We start from the raw sequence: 25,825 nt of genomic DNA, 5'->3' as shown, positions 1-25,825 counted from the left end.
CGGGCTGACTGTCGGCCTAGTGTGGCACCAGGCACACGCGGAATCCGGGGCCTCGACGAACGGGGCTACGGCCCCCCGGACAGGCTCCGGCGCAGCAACTGCTGCGGCGTCATCTGCGAGGCGGCGAACGGCAATCCCAGCACCACCCTCTCGATCACGAAGATCTCGCCGTCGAAATCGACCAGGTACACCTGCCCGCTGCTGTCGGCATTGATGCTGACGATATTGGTGAGCGCGCCGGCGTCGGGGGTGAAGTCGCCGTTGCGCAAGGTGAACTCGTTCGCCTGCAGTGTCGTCCCCGGCACCAGCCGCGAGATCGGCAGCGACCAGATATTGGGACGCACGAAGTCGGCGAATATGTACTCGCCGATCAGCGACTCGACCGCGCCGCGATATACCAGGCCACCGGTCACCGACAAGCCGTTGACCGGCCCGGTGCCGTGCGAGTACTGCGCCACCGGCGGCGTCAGTCCCGTGGTCGGCCCGCCGCGGAACGGCACGGTGCCCTCGAGGATCGGCCAGCCGAAATTGGCGCCGCCGTCGCTGGGCCGCATCAGGTCGATCTCCTCGATCGCGCCCTGGCCGACATCGCCGATCAGCAGGTTGCCGGTCTGCGGGTCGAAGTTGTTGCGGAACGGGTTGCGCAGCCCGTACGCCCAGACCTCAGGCGCGCCGCCGGAGGCGATGAACGGATTGCCGGCGGGGATCGCGTAGTCGCGGTCGGGGTCGGACGGGAACCCGTCGCTGGCAGGATTCACGCGCAGGATCTTGCCCAGCAGCGTGCTGGTGTTCTGGCCGTTGTTGTCCGGATCGCCACTACCGCCACCATCGCCGGTGGCGATGTAGAGCATGCCGTCCGGACCGAAAGCGATCCAACCGCCGTTGTGGTTGTTGCGCGGGTGCGGCACGCGCACGATCGCGTCACCGCTGGTGGGGTCGGCGCGGTTGAGGTCGCCGGCCACGGTCAGGTAGCGACGCACCTCCAGCGTCCCGTCGGGCGCAGTCACGAAGATGTAGAAACGGCCGCTGGTGAAGAAATCCGGCGCCGTCGCAAAGCCCAGCAAGCCGCGCTCGCCGTCGATCGAGATCGTTCCGCTGATGTCGAGGAACGGTGCGGCCGTGATCGCGCCATTCGCGGTCATGATGCGGATGCGTCCCTCGCGCTCGACCACGAACAGGCGGCCGCTGCTGTCGGGCACCGGCGCCAGGAAGATCGGGAAGTTGAAACCGGTCGCGACGCGGCGCACACGGAAAGCAGCCCCGCGGACGTCGGTGACGGTGACCGACAGAGCCTGCGTCACGCTGGTGATTCCGTCGCTGGCGGCGAGGGTCACCAGATAGACGTTGTCGCCGTTGGCATCGACGGGGTTCTCGAAGTCCGGCGCGGTGACGAATGACAGTCCGCCTTGCGCGGTGATGCGCAAGCGCGTCTGGTCGGCGCCGCCGGCGAGGGAGAACGTGATGGGATTTGCGTCGGGGTCGCTCGCGGTGGCGGTGTAAAAGACCGACGTGGTGTCTTCGGGAACTGTCGCTGTTGCGCCCGAAGTGAACACAGGTGGCCGGTTTGCCGGCGTGGGCGGCGGCGTGACACCGGCGCGCGGACTGCCGCCACCGCCGCCACAGGCGCCAAGCACCGCAACCAGGACCACAATCAGGATCGGGGCAAGCGCCCCCTGCAATGCACGTCGTCCGCTCTGCACCATTGCGCTGCTCCTCCGTGTCCCCGCGAAGGACCGCGATGGTCCGGGGCGGTCCCGCGCCAATCAGGCTGGCAGAACCCGTGCCGCCCGGGTGTGAAGAGGCGCTTCACGGCGGCCGGACGGTCGTCCCTTCCGACCCGCGGTCGCGTGTGCCGGTCCATGCCGCCACTTCCCGTTTGACCGGACTGATGCGCATTGACCTGATCTGAACCCAACCCGGCGCAGGCTGCGCCGGTCGCGTGTGATCCGCAATGGAGACCGCCATGAACCGCTCAGTTTCGCGCCGTCAGTTCCTGGCAATTCCCGCTGCAGTCGGCGCCGCCGCGCTGCTTCCTGCAGGCCTGCTTGGGGCACTGGCGCGAGAAACGCCCGCCCTGCCCGACCTGTCGGACTGGACCAGGGTGCGCGCGCAGTTCGTCCTCGATCCGGCGTACGCGCATTTCGCCAGCTTCTTCATCGCAAGCCACCCGGCGCCGGTGCGCGAGGCGATCGAGGCCTACCGCCGCTCCATCGACCTGAACCCGTTCCTGGTCGTCGAGCAGGGTCTGTTCGAGGACGAGGCGCACAACGTCCCGCTGCAGGTGCAAAAGACCATTGCCGCCTACCTCGGCGGCCAGCCCGACCAGGTCTGCCTTACCCGCAGCACGACCGAAAGCCTGGCATTGGTCTACCACGGCCTGCCGCTGAAGTCGGGCGACGACGTGCTCACCACCGTCCACGACCACTACTCGCACCACGAGTCGATCCGCCTGGCGTGCGAGCGCAGCGGCGCGGGCATGCGCAAGATCACCTTGTTCGACGATTCCGCCAAAGCCAGCACCGACCAGCTGATCGCGCGCCTGCTGCAGGGCGTGCAACCCAACACGCGCGTGGTCGGCCTGACCTGGGTGCACTCCAGCACCGGCATCCGCCTGCCGATCCGCCCGCTCGCCGCCGCCCTCAAGGCAAAGCATCCGGACGTGCTGCTGGTGGTCGATGGCGTGCATGGCATCGGCGCGGCAGACGAAACCATTGCCACCATGGGCGCCGACTACTTCTGTGGGGGCTGCCACAAGTGGATGTTCGCGCCGCGCGGCACCGCACTGGTCTGGGCCAACGCCGACAACTGGGCGCGCCTGCGCCCGACCATCCCGACCTTCAGCGAATGGGAGTCGTACAACGCCTGGGCGGAGAACCGCGATCCGAAGACGCCCAGCAACGCCGCGCGCATGAGCCCTGGTGGTTTCCATGCCTTCGAGCATCAGTGGGCGATGGCAGCCGCTTTCCAGATGCACCAGGCGATGGGACGGCAACGCGTCGCATCCCGCATTTCCAGCCTCAACGACCAGCTCAAGAAGAACCTCGCGCAGAACCGCAAGATCCGGATCCACACGCCGATGTCGGCGGACCTGTCGGCAGGACTGGTCGCGTTCGAGGTCGAAGGGGTGAAGACCGAGGACGTGGTCAAGCGCCTGCTGGAGCGCAAGATCATCGCCAGCAGCAGTCCGTATGCCGTCAGCTACCCGCGCCTGGCGCCGAGCCTGGTCAACACGCCGGAAGAAGTGGACCGCGCCGCGCGCGCGGTCCATGAACTGGCTTCCTGACGTGGGCTAGACGCCCCACAGCGCGCGCGCTTCCTCGGCAATGACGTCCGGAAATTCTTCCGGGAAGAACAGCTTTGCGCCTTCGATGCGACGCACGCCGCGCGAATTGCCGAAGCTGCGATCCAGGTGTTCGGCGCCGCGCTCGGAGAAGATGTTGTCGCCGGTTCCCCAGATGATCCGCGTCGGTCCTTCGAAGCGCGCCAGGGTCGGGCCAATGCCTTCCAGCCAGTTACGATCGAGCCCGATCGCATAGGCGTGGGTTCGATCCGCGTTGCGCACCAGCGGGCCGAGGTAGGTGTCGACAGCCTCGTCGGTGGGATGGGACGGATAAGTGAATGTCTGCCCGCCCAATCCCTGCGGCGAGCGTGCCAGCGCCTTGTCGGCCAGCCATGGCGCCAGCCATTCCTGGACGAACTTGCCCTGCTTGGCCAGCTCCAGCACCGGCAGCAGCGCCGGTGGCGGGCATTCGATCTCCGAGTCGCAATTGGTCAGCAGCAGCGTGCGCACCCGCCGCGGATAGCGAGCGAGGAACAGCTGCGCGGCCTGGCCGCCGCTGTCGTTGGCGATCAGGTCGACACTGTCGATGCCGAGGCGATCGAGCAGATCGGCCAGCATCGCCACCTGCGCATCGGGCGCCACGCTCTGGCCAGGCGCGACTTCGGTATTGCCCAGGCCGAGGAAGTCCGGCGCGATGCAGCGGCGGTACGGCGACAGGCGTTGCAACGCGCCGCGCCACTGGTAGCCGTTGAGCGGGAATCCGTGCAGGAACAACGCTGCCTCTCCGCTGCCACTTTCGGCATAGGCGATGTTGCCGAACGGCGTCTTCATGAAGCGGCCGGCAGCGCGGAACGCCGCCGCGGCGACTGCATCGTCGTCCGTGGCTGCAGCCGCAGCCGCAGCGCCGGGCCGCGTGCCCAGTGCCGATGCGTATCCACCCAGCGCGCCTGCCGCCAGCGTGCCCATGGTCATCGAGAGGAACTGCCTGCGAAGCATCGTAGTGATCTCCACGGGGACGATCCCCGCCTGTCGAGGCTAATGATTCGCCTGACAGGGCATGCGATCAACGAAGTCGCAGGTCATGACGTCATGACCTGCAAGGTCATGGAACTGCGCGCGAGCCGGTCGTATCCTGCCGGCGTGAACAACCTTGCCCATCCGCTGTCCCGTCCCCAGCTGGGCGCGCTGCTGCGCGAATGGCGCGCGGCGCGGCGCCTGAGCCAGCTCGACCTGGCGCTCGATGCCGGCATCTCGCCGCGCCACCTCAGCTGCATCGAGACCGGCAAGGCGCAGCCCAGCCGTGACGTGGTCACGCGCCTGGCCGATGCCCTCGACATGCCATTGCGCGAACGAAATTCGCTGCTGGTCGCCGCCGGCTTCGCACCGCGCTATCCGGAGACCGCGCTGGCGACGCCGGAGCTCGCCCAGGTTCGCCGCGCGATCGAGTTCATCCTCGCCCAGCAGGAGCCCTACCCCGCCTTCGTCCTCAATCGCCGCTGGGACGTGCTGATGGCCAACGACGCCGCGTTGCGCGTCAACGGTTACGTGATGCACGGCCGCACCAGTGCGCACCGCAACATGATCCGGCAGATCTTCGATCCCGCCGACCTGCGCGCGGCGGTGGCGAACTGGGAGGAAGTGGCCGGCGACCTGATCCACCATCTCCATGCCGAAGTGGCGGCCGCGCCGTCGGACCTGGAAGCGCGCGCACTGCTCGATGACGTTCTGGCCTACCCCGGCGTTCCCGCCCGCTGGCGCAGGCGCGATCTCGAAACCGCGCCGGCACCGCTGCTGACGACCGTGCTGCAGCGGGACGACCGGCAGCTGCGCTTCTTTTCGACCATCACGACGTTCGGCACGCCGCGTGACGTGACCCTGGACGAGCTGCGCATCGAATGCTGCTTCCCGGTGGACGAGGCGACCGTGCAACTGTGCCGCGAGCTGGCGACGGACGCGCGCCCGTAGGAGCGAGCTTGCTCGCGAGCAGCCTGGCGGCCACGGACACGCTTGTCCGCGAACAAGCTCGCTCCTACAGCGGCGCGGCCCTGCGCAGCGACCAGAAGCCGATATCGCGGCGATCGCGATAACCGCCGCGCTCGTACAACTGCTTGGCGCGATGGTTCTCGTGGGCGACATGCAGGAACGGCGTCCGCCCGCGATCGAGCACGTCGTTGCTCAGCCACGCCAGCAGGTGTCGCGCATAACCGCGGCCGTTGAAGTCCGGATGCGTGCACACCGCGCTGATTTCCTGGAACTCGTCCATGCCCATGCGCTCGCCGATGATGGCCGCCAGGCGCCCGTCCTGGTAGATGCCGAAGTAGCGACCCAGGTCCATCGTGTGCGGACGGAAGTAGTGCGGGTACACCAGCGCGGTGAGTTCCAGCACGTCCTGCCGGTGCGCCTCGCCCAGTTCCAGGATCGGCGGTCCTTCCACCTCGGCCATGTGATGCGGGCATTCCATCTGCGCCAGCATCGCCAGCTTGTCCAGGCGCCAGCCGTCGGCCACGGCCGGCGTCACGCCGAGCAGCAGCACCGTGTCATCGGGCGGAACCAGCTGCGCCAGCGCGGCGCCGACATCGACGCCGTCGGCGGCAACGCCGAGGAACGGCGCCACCTGCGCCGGGTAGCGGGCCGCATCGCCGGCGCGGATTGCCAGGTCGCGATGGCGGCTGCGCAGCGATTCCCAGATCGGGTTGTCGAGGACGTGATCGGCCATACCCGGATGCAACCAGAGATCGACACGCCGGGCAAGACCGGACAGTCCCGGTCAGGTGCGACCCGCGTCACTCATGAAGAAATCACCGGCCTGCGCCGACCACCGCCGGCATCGCGCAGCGCGCTCCTGAACTGGGTGGCGTTGGTGCCGCTCTTGGCGCGGAACGCGCGGGCGAAGCTGCAGGCGTTGTCGAAGCCGCAGGATTCGGCGATCTCGGTGATGTCCATCGAGGTCGTCTCGAGCAGGTCATAGGCGCGTTCGATGCGCAACCGCGAGGCTGCCGTCTGCACGCTCTCGCCGTAGAGCTCGTGGAACGATTTCGACAGGTACCACAGCGAGTAATTGCTGATGGCCATGATCTCGCTCATCCGCACCATCCGGTGGGCGTTGCCTTCCAGGTACAGGCGAGCGCGCTGCAGGCGGTTGAACAGGCGCCGCTTGCGGGTGCGCGAGTGACCGGGGCAGTGACCCAGCGCGGCGACGTGGCGCGCCTGCACCGCCGACATGTGCAGGATGAGCGGCCGCAGCGCCCGCACCAGGGTGCGGTCGGGGACGCGTTCATGCGCCTGCAGCACGCGCACCGCGCCGTGCCAGAGCCGCAGCGCGAGGATGCGATCGCGCAACGTCATCGTGCCCTTGCCAACGAACAGGTAGGCATCCTGGAGCAGCGGCATCAGGTCGGCCGGAACGACCAACGCCAGGGTCAGGCCGTTGTGGTCGGCCTGCACCTCCGGCGCCGAATCGGCGTCCAGGGCGATCCATGCTCCCGTGCGCAGCCGGAACGTACCCTCGGCCGCGTGTACCTGCGCGCTGCCGCGGATCTGCATCCACAGCGAGAACGAGGGCCGCGTCAGCGCGATGCTGCCCAGCCTGGACACGGCGGCCCAGCACACCCGTGCCGGAGCATTGGCACCCGCCGCGGTGGCGGCCGCGGCGATCTCGCGGAACTGGCCGTCATGGGCCCAGACGCGATGCGGAGACAACGGCGTCGTGGCGGCTGCGGGGGCCGGGCGCATGCCCGGGGCCGGCTCGGCGTATCGCGACGCCAGGTCATCGACCGGCAGGATGGCTTGCATCGACAGCGCATGCATCGAAAGCCGCGAACTGGCCATGGCACCTCTCCGTGTGTGGGGTGCCCTGATTTGCCGATTACGCGGTTCTGATGTCCTGTCGTTGCGCGGATTTCTTGCTGAAATCGCGGTATCGGATTCCTGATGAAGTTCCGAAACCCTTGCCACGCCTTGCGCTGCGGTCAGCGCGCCGGTTCCGGGGGCAGTCGCGCCCAGCCGATGTCGCTGGCATCGCCGGTGCTGTAGGAGTAGTACAGCCAGCCGCTGGCGGGGTCGTAGCTGACTCCGGTCAGCTCGCCACCGCGAGAGTCCAGGCACGGCCCGCTGCGGCTCCCGGCCGGCGCATCGACGGCGACCCAGCGCACGTTGCAGCCGTCGCCGGCAGCCACGATCCAGTTGCCACGATCGGAGGTGACCAGTCGCCGGCTCTGCAGGTAGAACCCGGCATTGGGAACGATCCGCGGCAGCGAGCCGCCGGGATCGGCATGCAGGTCGTCGAGCATCTGCGCACCGTCCAGCGACAGCCCGGCCTGCCACAGCCCCCACGAGGCATTGCGGAAGAAGACCACGCGCCGGCTCGAGGGATCGAAGCGCGCCAGGGAGACATCGTCGAGCGTCGCCAATGGTTGCAGCTGTTCGCCGCTGCGCTGGTACAGGGTCAGCCCGAGCCGCCCGGCGCCGCGGTCGGAGACCACGAGCAATCGCCCGGGCTCGGCCACATAGGCACCGTATGTCGGCCGCCCCTGCGGCAGCGCCAGCTTGCGCACCGCACCGGTGGCCGGGGTGATCTCGAACAGTGCCTCGTTGTCGCCATCGGCGCCGATCATCAGCACGGTCTTGCCATCGGCCGACCAGGCGGCGGGATGGCGCGGGAACGGTATGAAGTTCTCGATCGGACGCAGCGAGGAGGCGCGTCCGATCTCACCCGACCACAGGCGCACATCGCCGGTGCGATCGGAGACGAACACGATCTGCCGGCCATCGGGCGACACCGACGGCAGCAGTTCGCTGCCGGAGGACGGGAACACCTTCTCCGGCGCGGCAACCGCCTCGCCCTGCGCGGGAATGCGGACGCGGAACAACGACGTCGGCGTCTCCTCGATCACGATCGCGACCGACGCATCCTTCAATGCAACACTCGGGAAGCGTGCGTTGCCGATGCCCAGCTCGGTAATCCGCCGCGACTGCACGTCCAGACGCAGCAGCGACGGCTCCTGGCCGCGGTAGGCGGAGAAGACGATCGACTTGCCGTCGGGCGACCAGGCCAGGCCGTAGAGGTTGGATTCGATCCGGGTAAGCCGTTCCGGCTGCCCGCCGGCGGCCGGCACCAGCCACAGGTCACCGCGCGAGACGTTGCGCTGGAATGCGATCCAGCGACCATCGGGCGAATACTTCGGCGCCAGGTCGAGATCGCTTGCGGCATGCGCGTAGTCGAGCTTGCGCGACGTGCCGGCGGCGAGATCAAGCACCTCGATCGCGTTCACGCCGGGCTGGCCGGCATTGCTGGCGCCGAACACCAGCTGCTTTCCGTCCGGGTGCCAACCGAACATGCGCAGTCGATCGCTTTCGCAAGTGGCCACCGGATGCGGGTCGCCGCCGGCCGACGCCATCAGCATCAGATGGCAACTGGAACCCGGGCCGGCGCCGCGGCGAACACGATAAAACGCGATCTGTCGACCATCTGGCGACCATGCCGACATCAGGTCCTGCTCGCCGGCCACCGGATGGGTCAGCGCCCGCGGTTCGACCGGCGCCGTCGTCTGCAGCATCAGCTGCGTGCGGCCTTTGCCATCCACGTCGACATAGGCGCTGTACACGACCTGCGAACCGTCCGGCGACAGACTCGGCGCGAACTCGGCACCGGGCGCGGAAGTGATCTTCAGGAACGGCGGAGCGGCTTCGTCGCTATCACCGGCGACGCGCTGCGCGCGTTCGCGGTCAGCGCCGATCGCCAGCCACAGGGCGAAACCGAGCGCGGCCAGTGCCGCAGCCGTACCGATGATCCGCAGGCCCGGCCGCGCACGCGGACTGGCTGGAATGGCAGTGGGTTGCGCCGGCAGCGGCGTCTGCTCGACAGCGTCGGGCACATCCAGCCACTCCACCGGCGCCAGCAGGCGATAGCCATGCTTGGCGATGGTCTCGATATAGGGCTCGTCACTGCCGAACGCCTTGCGCAGTTGCGCCACCGCCTGGGTGACGACGTCGTCGCCGGGCAACGTATCGGGCCAGACGGTCTCCAGCAGCGTTTCGCGGCTGACGACCTTGCCGGCATGGCCGATCAGCACGACCAGCAGGTCGATCGCCTTGAGGCTCATGCGATGCGGCGCGCCATCGCCGCCAGCGGACGCGGGCGTGATCTCGCGCGCGGCGAGGTCGACCATGCTGTCGCCCACGCGAACGCGTTGGGAAGGCAACGACTGCAACAAGCTTTGATGCTGTTTGGGCATTGCGCGCCAGAACCGGTGTGAGCGACTCCTGGCAGGATTCTAGATCAACTTCGTCAGCGCCACTGGCTCAGGTCATGCTTGCCAACGCGGGACAGCGGGAAGGACGTGCGCCCTTCCCTGCTGCCGCGCCGGAGCGCGGTCCGCGTCCGGATGCATCGCGTGTGGCTAGAACTTCTGCGAATAAGTCATGTAGAAGAACCGTCCTCCGATCTCGTAGGCGGGGTCGATGCTGTTGGCGAAGGCGGTGATCGCAATCGGCGGATCGCGATCGAAGGCGTTGTTGACGCCGAGGGTTACCCTCGCGTTCCACGGCGCGTTCCAGTACACCGTCAGGTCGTGGTAGGTCGCACTGGGGATGTTGTTCTCCGGGCGCGCGGCGGGACCGTCGGGCGCCAGGTCCGGATCGTCGCCGTCGAGGTTGGTGAAACGGTCGGGATCCGAGCACAGGCGCTCGATCTGCGCCGCCGGCACGTTCGGCGTGCCCACGCACAGCTCGTCCTGCGGCGAGTAGTAGCGCACATACCAGGTCGCGCCGTAGTCGCCCTTGTCCCAGCGCGCGGACAGGTTGGAACGGATCCGCCAGTTGTTGGTGAATGTCGAGCCGAAGTACTCGCCGACATTGTTGCCCGACTCGCCGTTGAGCTGGTCCGGCGAGTACACGCCGTCGCCGTTGACGTCGATGAACAGATCGCTTGTGTACGCCGTGTCCCAGACGAAGGCGAACTTGCCCCACGACGTCTCCGGCAACCGGTAGCTGACCGTGAAGTCGTAGCCTTCGGTGTCGATGGTGCCGATGTTGCTGGGAATCGACAGCAGGTCACTGACCTGCCCCGACGAAGTGCGACTGATCAACGCGCAGGCCGCGTCGGTGCCGTTGCGATAGCAGTTGTCGAGGATGGCCTGTCCGGTCTGCAGGAAGATGGCGTCATCGATCTCGACCTGCCACCAGTCCAGCGAGATATCCAGGCCCTGGATGAAGCCCGGACTGTAGACGAAGCCGAGCGTCTTCGACGTCGACAGCTCCGGTTGCAGGTCCGGGTTGCCACCGACGGTGATGCGGATCTGCGGATTGTTCTGGTTGTACTGCGGGATGCCGGCGCATCCGGCCGGGATGTCGTTGTTGGGCGTGCCCTGCAGGCTGCCGGCACAGGGATCGGTGATCGCCGGGAACGAGTCGGCCTGTCCGGCGAACAGCTCGGAGATCGACGGTGCACGAAAACCTTCCGACCAGTTGCCGCGCATCATCAGGTCGTCGATCGGTTTCCAGCGGAAGCCGAACTTGCTGTTGAGCGTGTCGCCGAAATTGCTGTAGTCCGAATAGCGCGTGGCCAGGCTGAAATCGAGCAACCGCGCGAACGGCACGTCCGCGAGCACCGGAATCGCCAGCTCCAGGTACGCCTCGTCGAGCTTGTAGCCGCCACGCGTCGCCGTGCGCGCGTTGCCGGTGGTGTCGCCGGAGTTGATCAGGCCGTCGGGCTCGTCGTAGCCGAACTCGGTGCGGTGCTCCAGGCCGAAGGAGAACCCGAGGGCGCCACCGGGCAAGTCGAACAGATCACCGCCGACGTTGGCGTAGTAGGTCTTCTGCTTGTAGTAGAACTCGTCGTGGGCGGTGAAGGTGGCGTAGTCGATCATGTCCTGGGTCAGCGTGCCGGCACCGCCGAGCAGGTTCATCGGCACGCATCCATCGATGACCGTGCTGGCATCGCCGGCGACACTGACGCAGATCGGCGTGCCGGTGGCATCGAGCATCGACGGGCCGATCGCATTGACAACCTTGCTGATCTGGAACAACCCGTTGGTGGTGTTGTTGGCCTTGTTGTCGCCGTAGAAGTAGCCGGCCTCCCAGTCGAAGAAGCGCTCGCCGATGTCGAAGGTGCCCTCGAATCCGCCGTCGAATGCGAACGTGCGAACGTCCTGGTTGAACGAGCGTCCGCCGGTCTCTGCCATGCGCCGGAAGATCTCGTTGACGTCGCGGCCGTAGGGGTTGTAGATGCTGTCGGCGCTGATGAATTCGGGGTCGCCGGAGCTGGCATCGAACGCGAGCGGAACCGCGGCCAGCAACTGCTCGGACTTGCGCTGGTTGTAGGTGATCGTGGTCCTGAAGCGGATCTCGTCGGTGATCTCCAGCGTGCCGCTGCCGAACAGCGAGACACGTTCCTGCGGCGTGATCAGGTAGTTGTCCGGGGCGAAGTTGTAGTTGTCGGCAAGCCCTGCGTTGGCCCTATAGCCCGGTCCCACGCCCGGCGTCGGCACGAAGAAGCCGTAGTCGTCGTTGGGCTGGGTGAAGAACGGGCCCGGATCGTTCTCGTCGACCGGCGGGCGGAAGAACGAGAAGTTGCCGTCCGGTGGCGAGAAGCTGCCACCGGTGCCGGGAATGGCGCCGAACACCGGCACCGCCGATTGCGGCCGGTCGCCGGCCATGACCGGCTCCTCTTTCACGTAGCCGACGCCGAGCATCGTCGACCAGCGATCCGACCGCGAACCGATCAGCACGTCATAGGACTGGCGGAAGCCGTCGCCCTTGTCGTACTGCCCCAGGTAGGCGTTGGCTTCGGCGCCGTCGAAGTCCTTGCGCAGGATCACGTTGACCACGCCGGCGATGGCATCGGAACCGTAGATCGTGGACGCGCCGTCCTTCAGCACTTCGATGCGCTCCACGGCCGCGGTCGGGATCGTGTTGAGATCGACCGCACCGCCCAGGCCGGTGCCACCGACCCAGCGGCGGCCGTTGACCAGCACCAGCGTGCGATTGGAGCCGAGGTTGCGCAGCGACACCCGCGTCTCGCCGTTGCCGGCGTTGTTGAACGCGGAGTTGAGGGTGGAGCCGTTGGCGGTGATGTTCTGGATGACGTCGCCGATCGAGGTCAGGCCCTGCGCCTGGATCTCGTCGCGGCTGAGGCTGAAGATCGGCTGCGAGGTCTCGATGTCGGCTCGCTTGATGCGCGAGCCGGTGACTTCGATGCGATCGAGCGTGGTGGTGGTGTCTTCAGTGGCCGGTGCTTCCTGCGCACCGGCCAGCGCCGGTAGCAGTGCCAGGGTAATGCTGGCCGGCAGCGGCGCGCGCCGCAGTGACGGCCGCGAATGGCAAGAATTCATGGTGGACCTCCGCTTTGCGTTCTGGGCGAATTAACTGCCCTTTAACGCTAAGCGCTGGTGCCATTGGAGCGCCTACCCGGGGTTGGGCAGGGTTTGTACCTGTGTTGGTATTGCTGCGTGGTGCGTGGTGCGTCAGTTGGGGAGGAGGTGGGGTGTATTCCGCGAACCTCCGCTTCGCTCCGTTTATTGTTCGCGAAATACACCCCACCCCCTCCTTCCGGAAGCAGCCACTGTTTCATTGACTTCGACTGTTGGCGAGAGCGCAGTGCCCGCGTGATGCAGCTGCGCCAGGCGGACTCGCGCTGTACCGGCCCTGGACGGTGTCCGTGCCCTAGCTCATTCGCACGTCTGCTCGGTGAGCTCGGGCCCGGACGCCCGCGAAAGAAATTGGTTGTTCTGATAACCAACCTGGAAGCTTCACGCCGTCATCCCCGCGAAGGCGGGGACCCAGCGTCGTTGCCCTTAGCCCGTCATTCCCGCGAAGGCGGGAATCCAAGGACGTTGCGACGAAGACCTGGCAATGAATCGCCGGAGCGGCGGACGACGCCGCACCGGAGCAGGAAACCGGGCAACGGCAAAGTCAAAATGGATCCCGGCGTTCGCCGGGATGACGGTGGCCGGTCACACCATCGGCAGCTTCAAACCCTGTTCCTTCGCGCACGCCTTGGCGATGTCGTACCCCGCATCGGCGTGACGCATCACGCCCGTGCCCGGATCGTTCCAGAGCACGCGCGCAATGCGCTTGTCGGCTTCCTCGCTGCCATCGCACACGATCACCACGCCCGAGTGCTGCGAATAGCCCATGCCGACGCCGCCACCGTGGTGCAGCGACACCCAGGTCGCACCACCGGCGACATTGAGCATCGCGTTGAGCAGCGGCCAATCGCTGACCGCATCGCTGCCGTCCTTCATCGCCTCGGTCTCGCGGTTGGGCGACGCCACCGAACCACTGTCGAGATGATCGCGGCCAATCACCACCGGCGCCTTCAGCTCGCCATTGCGCACCATCTCGTTGAAGGCCAGGCCGAGCTTGTGGCGCAGGCCCAGGCCGACCCAGCAGATGCGCGCCGGCAGGCCCTGGAAGCTGATGCGCTCGCGCGCCATGTCGAGCCAGCGGTGCAGGTGCGCGTCATCGGGGATCAGCTCCTTGACCTTGGCGTCGGTCTTGTAGATGTCCTCCGGATCGCCGCTCAGCGCGACCCAGCGGAACGGGCCGACACCGCGACAGAACAGCGGTCGCACGTAGGCAGGAACGAAGCCCGGGAAGTCGAACGCGTTCTCGCAGCCCTCGTCCTTGGCCATCTGGCGGATGTTGTTGCCGTAGTCGAACACCGGGATGCCCATGTCCTCGAATGCCAGCATCGCCTCGACGTGCGTGCGCATCGACTTCTTGGCGGCATCGCGCACGCGACCCGGATCCTCGACCTGCATGCGCTGCCACTGCTCCACGCTCCAGCCGATCGGCAGGTAACCATGGACCGGATCGTGCGCGCTGGTCTGGTCGGTGACCGCATCCGGACGCACGCCGCGACGCACCAGCTCCGGCAGGATCTCGGCGGCGTTGCCCAGCAGCGCGATCGACTTCGCCTCGCCGGCCTCGCAGTACTTCTCGATCCGCGCCAGCGCGTCGTCGAGGTCGCTGGCCTGCTCGTCGACGTAGCGCGTGCGCAGGCGCATGTCGATGCGGCTCTGCTGGCATTCGATGTTGAGGCTGCACGCGCCGGCCAGCGACGCCGCCAGCGGCTGCGCGCCGCCCATGCCACCCAGGCCGGCCGTGAGGATCCACTTGCCCTTGAGACTGCCGCCGTAGTGCTGGCGGCCCATCTCTACGAAGGTTTCGTAGGTGCCCTGGACGATGCCCTGGCTGCCGATGTAGATCCAGCTGCCGGCAGTCATCTGCCCGTACATCATCAGGCCCTTCTTATCGAGCGCGTTGAAGTGCTCCCAGGTCGCCCAGTGCGGCACCAGGTTGGAATTGGCCAGCAGCACGCGCGGCGCGTCGGCATGGGTCGGGAACACGCCCACCGGCTTGCCGGACTGGATCAGCAGGGTCTCGTTGTCTTCCAGCTCGCGCAGCGACTTGAGGATGGCGTCATAGCTCTCCCAGTCACGCGCGGCGCGGCCGATGCCGCCGTACACCACCAGCTCGGTCGGGCTCTCGGCCACTTCGGCGTCCAGGTTGTTCTGGATCATCCGGTACGCGGCTTCGCTCAGCCACGACTTGCAGCTCAACTCGGTTCCGCGCGGTGCACGGATGACGCGGGAGGGATCTTTGCGGGTGGACATCGGACGACTCCGGCAGGCGACGGGCCGGCCATGCGGGGGGCATGGCCGCAATGAAGGACTGGAAAGGAATTATCGCGCCCGGTTTGCGGCGCGGTATCGCCGACGGAGCGCAAACCACGCCTTTCGGGCACGTTGCGCGCCTCGGGGAGCGGTTTTGTATACGCTGTATACATGCCACGCCCCGCCGACACCGCCACTCGTATCCTCCGCGCCGCGCAGGTGCTGTTCGACCGTGAGGGTGCCCAAGGCGTCAGCATGCGCCGCGTCGCCGCCGCCGTCGGGCTGACGCCGATGGCGATCTATCGACACTTCCCGAATCGCGAAGCGCTGCTCAAGCGCATGAGCGACGACAGCTTCGACGCGATCGCTCGCCACTGGCACGCGCGCGGCAGCGGCGGCGACGTCGGCGAACGTCTGCTGGCGGTGCAGCGCATCTACCTCGACTTCGCGCTTGCCTACCCGCACCGCTTCGACCACGCCTTCTCAACGCCGCGCAACGACGCACGTCGATTCCCGGAGGACTTCCATGCGCGTCTGTCGCCGACCCTCAACGTCGTCGCCGACGCGGTTGCCGACGCGATGCGCGCCGGCCTGCTGCGCACGGACGATGTCTGGGACGTGACGATGACGCTGTGGGCACACACCCATGGCCTGATCGCGCTGTACCGCGCCGGACGCTTCAGCTTCGACGAGGCGGCATTCCGCCGCTACTACGACGCGTCGCTGCAGCGGCTGATGGCGGGGCTGCAGCGGTAGGAGCGAGCTAGCTCGCGACCACGGTTCCCACGAGCCGCACGCCCATTCGCGAGCAAGCTCGCTCCTACGGAATACGCACGCGTGGCTGCGCTGGTGGGATATCGTTCGGCGGCGGTGGCTCCGGCGTCGGCTCGGCCTCGATCCGATCGAGTTCGCGTTCCTTGCCCACGCGCCAGGCATCGTGATCGGCCTGCTTCTGGTCGTATTCCTGGCGAAGCTCGTTGCTGCGCGCGGGTTCGGCACCCCGCTCACGGTCCAGGCGCGCCCGATCGTTCTGCAACTGCTGGTCGCCACGGTCGATGTCGTTACGCACGCCATCGGCCTGGACGCGGCGACTGGCCGCGTCGATGTCGCGCCCCAGCTTGGCGGCGTCGTTGCCGGCACGCGTGGGCTTGCTGCTCACCGGCGAGGTCGGTGGCGGTATCGGCGCGACCAGCGGCGGCGGTTGCAGCGAGTTCGACTGTGCCAGGGCGGACGACGGTGCCACCAGCAATGAACCCAACAGGATTGGCAGCGCCAATTTCATGCGCGGTGCGTCACTTGATCGAAGGATCCAGGCGGCGCAGGGCGTCGGCGATGTCCACCTGGCCTGTGCGGTCGAGGTCATCGCGGCCGTAGGAGCGACCCGGACCCTGCGCGCACGCCGGCTTGCCAGTCTTGCGGTCGGCGGTGCGGATGCGCGAGCCGGTGTATTGCAGGCAGTTGTACGGAGTCTGCGCAGCGAGCTTGTCGCCAGGGACGTTGCTGGCCGTGGCATCGGCCTGGCCGAGGTCGGCCTGCGCCGCCAATTGCGCATCGGCCTGCGCCGGCGCAGCGGCTTCGGTGGCCGGAGCGGACTGTGCGGAAACCACGAACGTGGTTGCCAGCAGGCATGCCGCGATCAGGGTGGGGGTCATGCGGTTCATGGCATCACCTTTGGCTTCTATGCCGGGGTTACAGCGGCAGGCATTGCCGCGATTCCACCATACGCCGCGGACGCGGCGAAGGCGGTTGCGTGCTTGCCGGCGTTTAGGCGTTCGTCAGGCTTGTGGACAGGTCGCCCGGCGGCCTTCACGGAACGCGACCGCCTCGGCCTCGCCGACCGGGTGCGGCTCGATACCGTCATCGAACAGCACCCGCCACACGCCGTCCGCCCCGCGATGCCAGACCGAGTTGAAGGCACCGATGCGGTAGCGATGCTCGGCCTTCGGGTCGGGATCCTCGAACAACGACGGGCCGCTGGACCAGGCGATGTCACCAACGCCGCCGATCGTCGTCCGCGTCGGGTACCAGGCGAGCTTCAAGCGCTTGCCCTCGATGATCCCGGTCCAGCGCCGGGTGATCAGCTCGCGGCCCCGGGTCGGCTCCGGGCCACTGGCACCGAAGGCCGCGTCCGATTCCAGGTGCGAGGCGAATGCCGCGGCGTCGTGATCGGCCACCGACTGGGCAAAGCTCAGTTCGCGTGACCAGACCTGGCATTCCTCGGCGCTCAGGCGTGCGACCGGAGCGGGCTTGACCGGCTGCTGCGCGCCGGCGGAAGCGAACACGAACAGCAGGGCAACGCTTGCCAGACCAGGTGCCTGTGGCTTCATGACGACGCTCCTCGGACGAGGCGCCACTATCGGCAACGTTGCCGCCTGCGACCAGCGACGAAAGTCATGCCGCAACACAGGCTGGCTATCATCGCCCGATGCCCTCGATACGTTTCGCGGCCGCGGCCGCCTGCCTCGCCCTCGCTTCCGCCCTCGCCGGCTGTACCACTGCCCCGCCGCATGCAGTGGCGTCGCCAGCATTGCCCGCCCGTGCCGACAGCCTGTTGCTGGTATCCATCGACGGCTTCCGCGCCGACTACCTCGACCGGGGCATCACCCCCAACCTGGCGCGCGTCGCCGCGCAGGGCGTGCGCGCGCAGTGGATGAACCCGTCCTACCCGTCGCTGACTTTTCCCAATCACTACACGCTGGTCACGGGGCTGCGCCCGGACCATCACGGCATCGTCCACAACAGCATGTGGGATGACGGGCTGGGTACGTTCCGGGCGTCCGACAAGACCGCCGTTGGCGCCACGCAGTGGTGGGGAGGCGAGCCGATCTGGGTCGGCGCGGACAAGGCCGGGCTGACTACCGCGACGATGTTCTGGCCGGGCAGCGAAGCGCCGATCCAGGGCCGTCGCCCGCAACGCTGGAGGCCGTTCGATAAGGAGGTCAGCGCCGACGCCCGGGTCGACCAGGTCCTGGCGTGGCTGGACGAACCGGCATCGACGCGCCCGCAACTGGCGACGCTGTACTTCGACCAGCTCGACGTCGCCGGCCACGACCACGGCCCGGATTCACCGCAGGTGCGCCAGACCATCATCGAACTCGATGCCGCGATCGGTCGCCTGCTCGATCGCCTGCAAGCGCGCGGACAGCTCGATCGCATCAACCTCATCATCGTCTCCGACCACGGCATGGCCAGCGTCGGTCCCGGCCATGTCATCGCGGTGGAGGACATGGTCGAACCCGACGATGCCACTGTCGTCTCGATCGGCCAGTCGATCGGTATCGCCCCCAGACCGGGCCGCGAGGCATTCGTGGAGAAGCGCCTGCTCGGTGCGCACGCGCGCTACGACTGCTGGCGCAAGGGCGAGCTGCCTGGACGCTGGCACTACGGCAGCAATCCGCGCGTGCCGCCAATCGTCTGCCAGATGCACGAGGGCTGGGATGCGCTGGCGCGCGAGAAAGTCGCGCAACGGCCGCCAGGCATCACCCGCGGTTCGCACGGTTTCGATCCGGCGCTGCCGTCGATGCGGGCGATCTTCCTGGCACGCGGCCCATCGTTCCGCCAGGGTGCGGTGTTGCCGGCGTTCGACAACGTCGATGTCTATCCACTGATGGCCAGGCTGCTGGACGTCGCGCCCGCTCCCAACGATGGCGATCCGTCGACGTTGTTGCCGGCATTGCGCGATCAGGGGCGCTGAGCCTCGGCGCTCTGGCTGGAACGGTTGACCGGCCGGCCTGGGAGTTCGCGTTCGAAAAGGTGAGTGCGTACGCGCCGTCGCTTGCGGAACTCCCTGCCATGCCGATGATCGACATCTACGCTTCACCGGGCACGTTTGCCGATCCCGCGCGTCGCGCCCGCGAAGCCGCCAGTGAATTGATGGCGGCCGAACAGTTGCCTGACCTTCCGATTTTCCGCGCGAATACCGCGGCCTTTGTGCACGACGTGCAGTTCCTCGCAGATGTCAACGGCGACGGCGCCTGCATCCGGGTGCAGGTTCTGACGCCTCACGGCGCGCTTGATCGCGACAGGCAGAAGGATGCGGTCGCTCGCCTCACGACACTCGTGGCTGCCTCCAGCGCCGTGCCACCGGATCGCGTGTGGGTGCTGCTGACGGAAGCCACAGAGGGCGGCTGGGGCATTGGAGGCCACGCGCTGGGTGCCGAAGACATCGCCGCGGTAGTGAATCAGGCATAGCCACCCGTTTTCCCGGGCAAAGCGAGCGCCCGGCCGTTCAGAAATGCTGCGCCAGGCCATACTACGTCCATGTCCGAATCCGGCCAGTCGATGCCCGTCGACGGTGCTAGCCTGCACCCATGGCGAACGTGTCCCCCACCCATTCCGACTCGCTTCCCGACTGGCAGGTCTGCGAGCAGGCGCGCAAGAGTCGAGATCCGCGTTTCGACGGCCTGTTCTTCACCGCGGTGCCGAGTACGCGCATCTATTGCCGTCCGGTGTGTCCGGCGCCGATGGCGAAGAAAGTCGCCTATTACCGCCACGCCGCCGCGGCCGAAGCCGCCGGTTTCCGTCCCTGCCTGCGCTGCCGCCCCGAGCTATCGCCCGACGATGGCAGCTGGCGCCGCGGCGATGCGGCGGTGGCGCGTGCGCTCAAGCTGATCGATGACGGCGCATTGGCCGAGCAGCCGCTGTCGGCACTGGCCGAGCGCGTGGGGCTGGGCGAACGGCAACTGCGCCGCTTGTTTGTCGAGCGAGTCGGCGTTGCGCCGATCGGCGTGCACGGCACGCGTCGCCTGCTGTTCGCCAAGCAACTGCTGACCGAGACGACGCTGCCGATCACCGAAGTCGCGCTTGCCTCGGGCTTCGGCAGCCTGCGCCGCTTCAACGATGCCTTCCGTGCCGCCTATCGCATGGCGCCGCGCGACCTGCGCAAGCAACGTGATCACCAGCGCCACGATGCCAACCAGGCATTGGTCCTGCGCCTTGGCTACCGTCCGCCGTATGACTTCGCGGCAATGCTGGACTTCCTCCGCGGCCGCGCCCTGCCCGGCGTCGAAGTCGTCGACGAACACAGCTACTCGCGCGCGATCGGCCCGATCGAACAGGCCGGCTGGTTGCGCGTGAGCGCCTGGCCCGGTGGCGAGCACGCGCTGAAACTGGAGTTGTTCGGCCCCGCGCCGGCGCGACTGCTGGAGATCGTGCAACGCCTGCGCCGCATGTTCGACCTGGACGCCGACCCGCAGGCAATCGCCGCGGCGCTGTCGACAGACGCCAGACTGGCACCGCTGCTGGCGAAGCGGCCTGGATTGCGCCTGCCCAGTGGCTGGGACGGATTCGAGATCGCGGTGCGCGCGATCATCGGCCAGCAGGTCTCCGTTGCCGCTGCGCGCACCGTCGCCGCACGCCTGGCGCAACGCTTTGGCCAGCCGCTGCCCCATCCGTTCGCGCCCGGGCTGGAGCACCTGTTCCCGACCGCGCAAGCACTGGCCGATGCCGACCTGGGCGCAAGCGGAATGACCCGCGCGCGCGCCGAAACGGTACGCACGGTCGCACGCGCATTGCTCGACGGCCGCGTCGACTTTCGCGCCGAGCGCACGCTCGATGATTTCGCGGCGCGCTGGGTGGCCTTGCCAGGCATCGGACCATGGACGGCGCAGTACATCGCCCTGCGCGCGCTCGGCCACCCCGACGCCTTCCCTGCCGAGGACCTGGTGCTGCAGCGCGCGGTCCCTGCGGATGGATCACGCCTCACCGCGAAAGCACTGACCGCCGCATCACAGGCTTGGCGTCCCTGGCGTGGCTACGCGGTCATCCACCTGTGGCGCGACACGATGACGGCGCCCTTGCCTGCTGCAACGCCACCGGCACGCAAACCGGCGCGCAAGACGACCGCGACCAGGCGCCGCGGCACCGAAGCCACGGGCGCGACGCCGTGATCGTGCACACCACCATCGCCAGTCCGGTCGGCCCGCTGCTGCTGGCGACGAGCGATGACGGCATGCACCTGATCGAGTTCCATACCCCGCGCCATCCGATGCGACGCGACGCCAACTGGCACGAAGGCGACAACGCGTTGCTGCGCATGGCGCGGCGTCAGCTCGACGAGTACTTCGCCGGCAAGCGCCGCCAGTTCGAGTTGCCGCTGGCGCCGCATGGCACGCCATTCCAGTGCGAGGTCTGGCATACGCTGGCGGCAATTCCCTACGGCGAAACGATCAGCTATGCGCAACTGGCGCAGCGCGTGGGCAAGCCGAGCGCGGTGCGCGCGGTGGGCGCGGCCAACGGCCGCAATCCGTTGCCGCTGGTGTTGCCATGCCACCGCGTGATCGGCAGCGACGGCAGCCTGACCGGCTTCGGTGGCGGCCTGCCGACCAAGCACTTCCTGCTGCGCATGGAAGGCGCCCTGCATGAAGCCAGCGACCTCTTCGCCATCGCCCCGTAGCGTCCCGCAGCGCCCCGTAGGAGCGAGCTTGCTCGCGATGCGCGTCGCCGCTACGCCTTCAGCCGCGTCATCGTCGCCCGATATCGCGCCGCGATCGAATCCCGCTGCACGTGATGTCCGCGTGCCACCACGCGTCGAATCGTCTCGTCGAGCAGCAGCGCGCTCGGAGCCAGCGGGTGCAGTGCGCCTCACATATTCCCATCCCTTCGAATAGTCCCTAGGCGGACCCAACGTCGACGCAGTGCTGCCTTTTTGCATTGACGACAGGCCGGGGTAGCACGCCGGCATCGCCCGGAAATGTAGTGAACTCAACCAGAATTAATCAACTGGAATGAGGTGAAATATTCGCTACAAAAACACCTGCCTCGAAGTGATGACGTTCAGCCTCCCTCACGTATCTCCCCGCGACATGCCGTTGCGCCGCGGGCGGAGCACGATCCTGTTCGTCGACATGCAACGCGCCTGGGTCGAGCCCGGCCGCGATGCCCATGTCGACCCGCACGCGGCGCAGTACTACTACGAACGCGTCGAGGCCCAGGTGATCCCCAACCAGCGCCGCCTGCTGGCGGCGATGCGCGGTGCCGGTGAGAACGTCGTGCACACGATCATCGAAAGCCTCAGCGCTGACGGCCGCGACCGCTCGCTGGACCACAAGCTGTCGGACATGCATCTGCCCAAGGGCCACCCCGATGCCCGCGTGATCGATGCACTGTCACCGCAGGAAAACGAGATCGTGCTGCCCAAGACCTCCTCCGGGGTCTTCAACTCGACAGCCATCGACTATGTCCTGCGCAACTTGCAGACCCGTCACCTGATCGTCTGCGGGGTGGTCACCGATCAGTGCGTGGACATGGCCGTGCGCGACGCCGCCGATCGCGGCTACCTGGTCACCCTGGTCGAGGACGCCTGCGCCACCCACACCGCCGAGCGCCATCGAGCCTGCCTGGAAGCGATCAAGGGGTATTGCTGGATCGCCGACACCGACAGCGTGCTGACGCGCATCGCCGCCCTCGCCTGAGCCGACCAGACCATGAGCCTTGCCCGCCCCGCCGGCCCGATGCGCCTGTGCAGCTTTGTCACCACCGATCTGTCCGGCATCACCCGCGGCCGCTCGCTGCCCGAATCGGAGGTTGTCGACCAGCTCGCCAGCGGTTGCGGCTGGGTGCCCGCAAACAGCGCGCTGACGCCACAGGACGTGATCGCGCAGGACAACCCCTGGGGCAGCCATGGCGACCTGCGCCTGCTCCCCGATCCGGCCAGCCGGGTGCGCTTGGAGCGAGGCCCGGACCCGCTGGCACCGAGCCTGGATTATTTCCATGGCGACCTGGTGGACACCGACGGCCGCGCCTGGCCGGTGTGCCCGCGCACCTTGCTGCGCGAGGAAGTCGCCCGCTACCAGGAGCTGGGCCTGCAGGTCACCGCGGCCTTCGAGCACGAGTTCAACCTGCTCGGCCTGGCGAGCAAGCCAGCCGCGGCGTTCTCGCTGCAGGCCCAGCGCGCGGCCGGCGACTTCGCGGGCTGGCTGATGGGCGCACTGGAGCACATTGGCGCCGAGCCGGAAATGTTCCTCCCCGAATATGGGCGCAACCAGTACGAGGTGACCTGCCGACCGACCCAGGGCGTGGCCGCGGCCGACCGTGCGGTGAACGTTCGCGAGCTGACCCGCGAGATCGCACGCCAGTGCGGATTGCACACCAGCTTCTCGCCACTGCTGGCACCGGGCGAGGTGACCAATGGCGTTCACCTGCACCTGAGCTTGCAGGATCTGGATGGCGAGCCGTTGTTCTATGACAGCAAGCGCCCGAACAACCTGTCGGCTCTGGCGGAACACTGGGCCGCCGGCGTGCTCCGCCACCTGCCGGCACTGTGCGCATTGACCGCACCGACCGCTGTCTCCTACCTGCGCCTGAAGCCGCACCACTGGAGCGCCGCCTACGCCTGCCTGGGCCTGCGCAACCGCGAAGCGGCGCTGCGCATCTGCCCTGTGGTGAGCTTCGGCGGCAAACCGCTGGCGCGCCAGTTCAACCTGGAGTTCCGGCCGATGGACGCCACCGCCTCGCCGCACCTGGCGATGGCCGCGGTGCTGATCGCCGGGCGCCTGGGCCTGCAGGAGCAGTTGGTGCTGGGCGCGGTCACCGACGTCGATCCGGACGGCCTTGGCGCCGAGGAGCGCGCCCGGCGCGGCATCGAGGCGCTGCCGGGATCGCTGGAACACGCCCAGCAGTTGCTCGCTGACGACAGCGCGCTATGCGCGCAACTGCCGTCGGCCCTGCTCAAGACCTACGTCGCGATGAAGCGACAGGAATTGCTGCTGACCCGCGAGCTCACCGCCGAACAACTGTGCGAACGCTATGCCAACCTCTATTGAGCGCGGTCTCTACAGCGAGCCGCCAGCGCGCCTGCTCAACCCCGAGGGGCGCAACCAGGTGCTGCTGGTCTGCGAGCACGCCAGCCGCTTCATTCCCGAACCGCTGCGACAACTGGGGCTGGACGATGTCGCTGCCCGCGAGCACATCGCCTGGGACATCGGCGCGCTGGCGCTGGCCGAAGCACTCTCCGCGCGCATGGATGCGCCGCTTCTGGTGGCCGGCTACTCGCGCCTGCTGATCGACCTGAACCGTCCGCTGGAAGCACCCGACAGCATCCCCGAACACAGTGAGGTTTACCCCATCCCGGGCAACTTCGGGCTGAGCGCGCAGGCCCGACGCGAGCGCCAGGAGTGCCTGTTCGAACCTTTTCACCGCCAACTCGCCAGCCTGATCGACCAGCGCCTGGCCAGTGGCCGCGGACTGCGCCTGGTCGGAGTGCACAGCTTCACTCCGACATATCGCGGCGTGCCCAGGCCGTGGGTGGCGGGAGTGCTCTACGGCCGCGCCGAGGCCTATGCGATGCGCATGATCGACGGGCTGCGCCAGTGCGGCGAGGAAATTGGCGCCAACCAGCCCTACCGGATCGACCCGGACGAGGACGTGACCGTCCCCCGGCATGGCGACGAACGTGGCATCGACGCGGTGTTGATCGAAGTCCGCAATGACGGACTGCGGACTGCGCAAGGTGTTGCCCGCTGGGCCGAGCGCCTGGCGCCCTGGCTCTGAGCTCGACCTGCGCAGGCCAACCGTTACACCAGAACTGCACACTTTGCACAGAACCCTGATCACTGCGATTCCCGAAGGGATCTCCATGGCAATCGAGCAATTCGGTTATCAGCAACAGCTCCGCCGCAGTCTTTCCCTCAGCGACCTGGTCATCTACGGGATGATTTTCATGATCCCCATCGCACCGTTCGGTGTGTATGGCTGGGTCTACGCCGACTCCAAGGGCATGGTGCCGATGGCCTATCTGGTCGGCATGCTGGCGATGCTGTTCACCGCCCTGAGCTACGGTGCCATGGCGAGCGCCTTCCCGATCGCCGGCTCGGTGTACTCCTACGCGCAGCGCGGCATCCATCCGCGCGTTGGCTTCATCGCCGGATGGGTGCTGCTGCTCGACTACCTGCTGATCCCGCCGCTGCTTTACGTGTTCAGTGCGCTGGCGCTCAACCACCTGTACCCGGCGATTCCCAAGCTGGCGTGGATGCTGTTGTTCCTGGTTTCGGCGACCCTGGTCAACCTGCGCGGCATCACCTTCGCTGCGCGCTTCAACCTCATATTCCTGATCGCCGAGCTGATCGTCCTCGCGGTGTTCCTGGTGGTTGGCTACGGTGCCCTCGAGGGCGGCATGGGCAACGGCCGGCTGACCTTGGCGCCGCTGTACCAGCCCGGGCATTTCGACCTCAGTCTGCTGATGAAGGCGGTGTCGATCGCGGTGCTGTCGTTCCTTGGCTTCGACGCCATCTCCACCCTGGCCGAGGAGGTCAAGGGAGATCCGGCCCGACAAATCGGTCGCGCCTCGCTGATTGCCCTGTTCGTGATGGGTGCGATCTTCATTGCGCAGACCTGGCTGGCCACGGACCTGGCCGCCGGCATGCAGTTCACTTCCGCCGATACGGCCTTCTACGAGATCGCGCAGGCCGCCGGCGGCCATTGGTTGTCGACGCTCACCGCGGTGGCCACGGCGCTGGCCTGGGGCGTGACGGTGTCGATCACTTCGCAAGCGGCAGTTTCGCGCCTGCTCTATTCGATGGCCCGAGACGGCAAGCTGCCGCGGGCACTGGCCAAGGTCCATCCGACCTACCAGACGCCGCACATCAGCCTCTACATGGTGTCGCTGCTGTCATTGGCGATCGGCGTGGGATTCCTAGACGCCCCGGACGTGCTCACCTCGCTGGTCAATTTCGGCGCGCTGACCGGCTTCTGCCTGCTTCACCTGTCGGTGATCAACCACTATTTCGTGCGCCAGCGCAGCGGCAAGATTCTGCGCCACCTGCTGGTGCCGCTGCTGGGCCTGGTGATCATCGCCTACGTGCTGCTAAGCATGAGCCGCGACGCCCAGTACCTTGGTTTGACCTGGATCGCACTGGGCCTGGTGTATCTGGCGGTCCTGCAAAAACGGGGCCGTGATGGCGAGTTGGTGGGGGCCGAACATCCGGGGGGCTGA

General features: G+C 67.4%; 21 protein-coding genes. 11 read left to right on the top strand and 10 right to left on the bottom strand.

Going from position 1 to position 25,825, the window contains the following annotated elements; all coding sequences use genetic code 11:
• Positions 1–65: 65 nt before the first annotated feature.
• Positions 66–1,703, bottom strand: a complete 1,638-nt coding sequence (locus tag AC3A3Q_RS15720) for a PQQ-dependent sugar dehydrogenase (protein WP_487587114.1) — start codon at positions 1,701–1,703, stop codon at positions 66–68.
• A 260-nt stretch (positions 1,704–1,963) separates the two neighbouring features.
• Here AC3A3Q_RS15720 and AC3A3Q_RS15715 point away from each other — a divergent pair, with 260 nt between their 5' ends.
• Complete coding sequence (locus AC3A3Q_RS15715) at positions 1,964–3,283, top strand: aminotransferase class V-fold PLP-dependent enzyme (RefSeq protein WP_487587113.1); 1,320 nt, start codon at positions 1,964–1,966, stop codon at positions 3,281–3,283.
• A gap of 6 nt (positions 3,284–3,289) precedes the next feature.
• Here AC3A3Q_RS15715 and AC3A3Q_RS15710 read toward each other — a convergent pair whose 3' ends face one another.
• The gene (locus tag AC3A3Q_RS15710) at positions 3,290–4,276 is read right to left on the bottom strand and encodes an alpha/beta fold hydrolase (protein WP_487587112.1); all 987 of its coding nucleotides are present in this window, start codon (positions 4,274–4,276) and stop codon (positions 3,290–3,292) included.
• Positions 4,277–4,420: 144 nt separating this feature from the next.
• On the opposite strand from AC3A3Q_RS15710, the gene AC3A3Q_RS15705 reads away from it, so the two are divergent.
• Positions 4,421–5,245: a helix-turn-helix domain-containing protein gene (locus tag AC3A3Q_RS15705; protein WP_487587111.1), complete on the top strand. Its 825-nt coding sequence runs from the start codon at positions 4,421–4,423 to the stop codon at positions 5,243–5,245.
• A gap of 64 nt (positions 5,246–5,309) precedes the next feature.
• Here AC3A3Q_RS15705 and AC3A3Q_RS15700 read toward each other — a convergent pair whose 3' ends face one another.
• From AC3A3Q_RS15700 to hutU, 5 genes are all read right to left on the bottom strand, one after another.
• On the bottom strand, positions 5,310–5,996 hold the full coding sequence (locus AC3A3Q_RS15700) for a GNAT family N-acetyltransferase (RefSeq protein WP_487587110.1): 687 nt from the start codon (positions 5,994–5,996) through the stop codon (positions 5,310–5,312).
• Positions 5,997–6,067: 71 nt separating this feature from the next.
• The gene (locus AC3A3Q_RS15695) at positions 6,068–7,108 is read right to left on the bottom strand and encodes a helix-turn-helix domain-containing protein (protein ID WP_487587109.1); all 1,041 of its coding nucleotides are present in this window, start codon (positions 7,106–7,108) and stop codon (positions 6,068–6,070) included.
• Between the two features lie 140 nt (positions 7,109–7,248).
• Positions 7,249–9,492, bottom strand: coding sequence for a winged helix-turn-helix domain-containing protein (locus AC3A3Q_RS15690; protein WP_487587108.1), 2,244 nt, complete (start codon positions 9,490–9,492; stop codon positions 7,249–7,251).
• 186 nt (positions 9,493–9,678) lie between these two features.
• The gene (locus AC3A3Q_RS15685) at positions 9,679–12,609 is read right to left on the bottom strand and encodes a TonB-dependent receptor domain-containing protein (protein WP_487587107.1); all 2,931 of its coding nucleotides are present in this window, start codon (positions 12,607–12,609) and stop codon (positions 9,679–9,681) included.
• Between the two features lie 621 nt (positions 12,610–13,230).
• Positions 13,231–14,895, bottom strand: a complete 1,665-nt coding sequence (gene hutU, locus AC3A3Q_RS15680; RefSeq protein ID WP_386700524.1) for a urocanate hydratase — start codon at positions 14,893–14,895, stop codon at positions 13,231–13,233.
• A 171-nt stretch (positions 14,896–15,066) separates the two neighbouring features.
• Here hutU and AC3A3Q_RS15675 point away from each other — a divergent pair, with 171 nt between their 5' ends.
• Positions 15,067–15,651, top strand: a complete 585-nt coding sequence (locus AC3A3Q_RS15675; protein WP_487587106.1) for a TetR/AcrR family transcriptional regulator — start codon at positions 15,067–15,069, stop codon at positions 15,649–15,651.
• Between the two features lie 64 nt (positions 15,652–15,715).
• Here the strand turns inward: AC3A3Q_RS15675 and AC3A3Q_RS15670 are convergent, their stop codons facing one another.
• From AC3A3Q_RS15670 to AC3A3Q_RS15660, 3 genes are all read right to left on the bottom strand, one after another.
• A complete protein-coding gene (locus AC3A3Q_RS15670; RefSeq protein WP_487587105.1) occupies positions 15,716–16,177 on the bottom strand; it encodes a hypothetical protein in 462 nt (153 codons plus the stop codon).
• A 10-nt stretch (positions 16,178–16,187) separates the two neighbouring features.
• Positions 16,188–16,556: a hypothetical protein gene (locus AC3A3Q_RS15665; RefSeq protein ID WP_487587104.1), complete on the bottom strand. Its 369-nt coding sequence runs from the start codon at positions 16,554–16,556 to the stop codon at positions 16,188–16,190.
• 114 nt (positions 16,557–16,670) lie between these two features.
• The gene (locus AC3A3Q_RS15660) at positions 16,671–17,222 is read right to left on the bottom strand and encodes a YybH family protein (RefSeq protein WP_487587103.1); all 552 of its coding nucleotides are present in this window, start codon (positions 17,220–17,222) and stop codon (positions 16,671–16,673) included.
• A gap of 98 nt (positions 17,223–17,320) precedes the next feature.
• On the opposite strand from AC3A3Q_RS15660, the gene AC3A3Q_RS15655 reads away from it, so the two are divergent.
• The 8 genes from AC3A3Q_RS15655 to AC3A3Q_RS15620 all read left to right on the top strand — a co-directional run bounded on the left by AC3A3Q_RS15655 (position 17,321) and on the right by AC3A3Q_RS15620 (position 25,825).
• The gene (locus AC3A3Q_RS15655) at positions 17,321–18,589 is read left to right on the top strand and encodes an alkaline phosphatase family protein (RefSeq protein ID WP_487587102.1); all 1,269 of its coding nucleotides are present in this window, start codon (positions 17,321–17,323) and stop codon (positions 18,587–18,589) included.
• A gap of 98 nt (positions 18,590–18,687) precedes the next feature.
• Complete coding sequence (locus AC3A3Q_RS15650; RefSeq protein ID WP_487587101.1) at positions 18,688–19,086, top strand: tautomerase family protein; 399 nt, start codon at positions 18,688–18,690, stop codon at positions 19,084–19,086.
• A 119-nt stretch (positions 19,087–19,205) separates the two neighbouring features.
• Positions 19,206–20,783: a DNA-3-methyladenine glycosylase 2 family protein gene (locus tag AC3A3Q_RS15645; RefSeq protein WP_487587100.1), complete on the top strand. Its 1,578-nt coding sequence runs from the start codon at positions 19,206–19,208 to the stop codon at positions 20,781–20,783.
• Entirely contained in the window at positions 20,780–21,289 is a 510-nt protein-coding gene (locus AC3A3Q_RS15640; RefSeq protein WP_487587099.1) for a methylated-DNA--[protein]-cysteine S-methyltransferase, read from the top strand. The genes AC3A3Q_RS15645 and AC3A3Q_RS15640 overlap by 4 nt, the downstream gene beginning before the upstream one ends.
• A gap of 409 nt (positions 21,290–21,698) precedes the next feature.
• Complete coding sequence (locus tag AC3A3Q_RS15635) at positions 21,699–22,307, top strand: cysteine hydrolase family protein (protein WP_487587098.1); 609 nt, start codon at positions 21,699–21,701, stop codon at positions 22,305–22,307.
• A 12-nt stretch (positions 22,308–22,319) separates the two neighbouring features.
• Positions 22,320–23,657 (top strand): hypothetical protein, encoded by a 1,338-nt coding sequence (locus tag AC3A3Q_RS15630; protein ID WP_487587097.1) that lies wholly within the window; start codon positions 22,320–22,322, stop codon positions 23,655–23,657.
• Positions 23,641–24,384: an N-formylglutamate amidohydrolase gene (locus tag AC3A3Q_RS15625; RefSeq protein WP_487587096.1), complete on the top strand. Its 744-nt coding sequence runs from the start codon at positions 23,641–23,643 to the stop codon at positions 24,382–24,384. The genes AC3A3Q_RS15630 and AC3A3Q_RS15625 overlap by 17 nt, the downstream gene beginning before the upstream one ends.
• Before the next feature lie 85 nt (positions 24,385–24,469).
• Positions 24,470–25,825, top strand: a complete 1,356-nt coding sequence (locus AC3A3Q_RS15620) for an APC family permease (protein WP_487587095.1) — start codon at positions 24,470–24,472, stop codon at positions 25,823–25,825.

Source organism: Lysobacter sp. Soil_C_59, from assembly GCF_057656415.1.
The sequence above is the reverse complement of the archived record's forward strand: the minus strand, read 5'-3'. Positions and strand labels throughout refer to the sequence as shown.

Coding starts and splice junctions, on each gene's coding strand:
- AC3A3Q_RS15660 (WP_487587103.1), bottom strand. CDS start 17,222: ATGAAGCCACAGGCACCTGGTCTGGCAAGCGTTGCCCTGCTGTTCGTG.
- hutU (WP_386700524.1), bottom strand. CDS start 14,895: ATGTCCACCCGCAAAGATCCCTCCCGCGTCATCCGTGCACCGCGCGGA.
- AC3A3Q_RS15655 (WP_487587102.1), top strand. CDS start 17,321: ATGCCCTCGATACGTTTCGCGGCCGCGGCCGCCTGCCTCGCCCTCGCT.
- AC3A3Q_RS15670 (WP_487587105.1), bottom strand. CDS start 16,177: ATGAAATTGGCGCTGCCAATCCTGTTGGGTTCATTGCTGGTGGCACCG.
- AC3A3Q_RS15685 (WP_487587107.1), bottom strand. CDS start 12,609: ATGAATTCTTGCCATTCGCGGCCGTCACTGCGGCGCGCGCCGCTGCCG.
- AC3A3Q_RS15665 (WP_487587104.1), bottom strand. CDS start 16,556: ATGAACCGCATGACCCCCACCCTGATCGCGGCATGCCTGCTGGCAACC.
- AC3A3Q_RS15715 (WP_487587113.1), top strand. CDS start 1,964: ATGAACCGCTCAGTTTCGCGCCGTCAGTTCCTGGCAATTCCCGCTGCA.
- AC3A3Q_RS15695 (WP_487587109.1), bottom strand. CDS start 7,108: ATGGCCAGTTCGCGGCTTTCGATGCATGCGCTGTCGATGCAAGCCATC.
- AC3A3Q_RS15650 (WP_487587101.1), top strand. CDS start 18,688: ATGCCGATGATCGACATCTACGCTTCACCGGGCACGTTTGCCGATCCC.
- AC3A3Q_RS15635 (WP_487587098.1), top strand. CDS start 21,699: ATGCCGTTGCGCCGCGGGCGGAGCACGATCCTGTTCGTCGACATGCAA.
- AC3A3Q_RS15625 (WP_487587096.1), top strand. CDS start 23,641: ATGCCAACCTCTATTGAGCGCGGTCTCTACAGCGAGCCGCCAGCGCGC.
- AC3A3Q_RS15710 (WP_487587112.1), bottom strand. CDS start 4,276: ATGCTTCGCAGGCAGTTCCTCTCGATGACCATGGGCACGCTGGCGGCA.
- AC3A3Q_RS15675 (WP_487587106.1), top strand. CDS start 15,067: ATGCCACGCCCCGCCGACACCGCCACTCGTATCCTCCGCGCCGCGCAG.
- AC3A3Q_RS15700 (WP_487587110.1), bottom strand. CDS start 5,996: ATGGCCGATCACGTCCTCGACAACCCGATCTGGGAATCGCTGCGCAGC.
- AC3A3Q_RS15720 (WP_487587114.1), bottom strand. CDS start 1,703: ATGGTGCAGAGCGGACGACGTGCATTGCAGGGGGCGCTTGCCCCGATC.
- AC3A3Q_RS15645 (WP_487587100.1), top strand. CDS start 19,206: ATGGCGAACGTGTCCCCCACCCATTCCGACTCGCTTCCCGACTGGCAG.
- AC3A3Q_RS15630 (WP_487587097.1), top strand. CDS start 22,320: ATGAGCCTTGCCCGCCCCGCCGGCCCGATGCGCCTGTGCAGCTTTGTC.
- AC3A3Q_RS15620 (WP_487587095.1), top strand. CDS start 24,470: ATGGCAATCGAGCAATTCGGTTATCAGCAACAGCTCCGCCGCAGTCTT.